General features: G+C 44.8%; 2 protein-coding genes. Both read right to left on the minus strand.

The genetic code is table 11. The features are described from left to right. Nucleotides 1-604, minus strand: a 604-nt coding sequence (locus Q0238_RS06190; protein ID WP_297944030.1) for a type II secretion system protein, incomplete at its 3' end; no start/stop codon positions are given. Nucleotides 605-616: 12 nt separating this feature from the next. Next, on the minus strand, nucleotides 617-1,368 hold a 752-nt coding region (locus Q0238_RS06195), incomplete at its 5' end, for a type II secretion system protein (protein WP_297944033.1).

Consider the following 1,368-nt stretch of genomic DNA (forward strand, 5'->3'; position numbering starts at 1 on the left):
CTCTAACCGCCCTATCGTAGCCGAAGCCTATACCTACGCTAGTAGGCGAAGCATCGTTGGTAACAACCCTAAAAATAACAGCAACTTGGGTGTTAGTAGAAGGTCTATTATATGTCGTAGCCCTTAAATTTCCAACTATCCTAGCTACTTGCGGAAAGTCGCTACCCAAGGAGACCATATTAAACTGGGTTCTCGTATCTGCGATATAGCCAGCGTTATTCGCGTCGGCTACCCATGTAGTATCTCGAAGCTGCGACATCGACATAAAGCCGCTCCAACCGGGAGTTCTCTTATTTATATTTCTCGTCTCTACGCTTTGACCGATCCATTCTAGTATGTCGTATTTCGGATCAGTAAGATCACTAATCGGCACAAACTCATTTGTTCTAAGCTCTCTACCTATAGTAGAACTTTTTATTCTATCTTCTAAGCGATTTGTGATTAGCATCATCGCATTTTGTGTTCTGGCTTCCAGCTGATTTACTGCACGTACATGTACGTAGGATTTGTAGATCTTCGTGTATAGATCCGCGCCGAACATCGAGATGATACCAAGCACCACGATAACGAATACCAGCTCTATAAGGGTAAAACCTTTTTTCATCTCGCACCCCTATCAGTATCGTCTAGTGACGGTTGTCTGCACGCCGACGCCGATATTAGATAAAAACGCTTTTAAAACGACTGCCTTAGTGCCGTTCCCATCTCTAGCTACGGCATCGTTTAGATCTATCGCAGATACCCTAACCATCTTGATATTGGTAGGAGTGCCATTGTTCGGCTGGTCGGTAAGAACACCGTTAAGATTGACGCCCGCAGCATACTGTGCTGCATTAAAAGGCTCGGGGATATAATCCACATCTATATTAATCCTAGTATTAAGCACGAAATCACCCCTGCTACTAGAACCTACCAAATCACCGACTCTTATATCGGTCGTGAACTGGTCGTAATCGTCGATATCATTATAACGACCGCCGCCAACCGAAATTCCATTTCTACCGAATTGCTTTTTCGTAGCCGGAGCTTGGGAGCTGATTCCACGCCTACTAGCTTCATTCAAAATTCCAGGTCTAACCTCCTTGGTACTATTGCCCGAATCATCTATCGACGGATTTACAGTTAGAATTCTATCCATACAACTTGCATCTCCTCCGCACGTAGCATCATTAGCATACGCACTATCCCACTGCGCCTTAGACACGCGAGACATCAAAGCTTTAGCGTTATATACAAGCTCCTCTTTGATCGCAAGGGCGTTTAACTCGGTGGTTTGCGCGACGATGCGCGGGATCGCCATCGTAGTGATCGCTAAAATCACGATGGTAAAGATCAGCTCGATTAGAGTAAAACCTTTTTTCATCTTAC

Source organism: uncultured Campylobacter sp., assembly GCF_938045775.1.
In the GTDB taxonomy this organism is placed as follows: Bacteria; Campylobacterota; Campylobacteria; order Campylobacterales; family Campylobacteraceae; genus Campylobacter_B.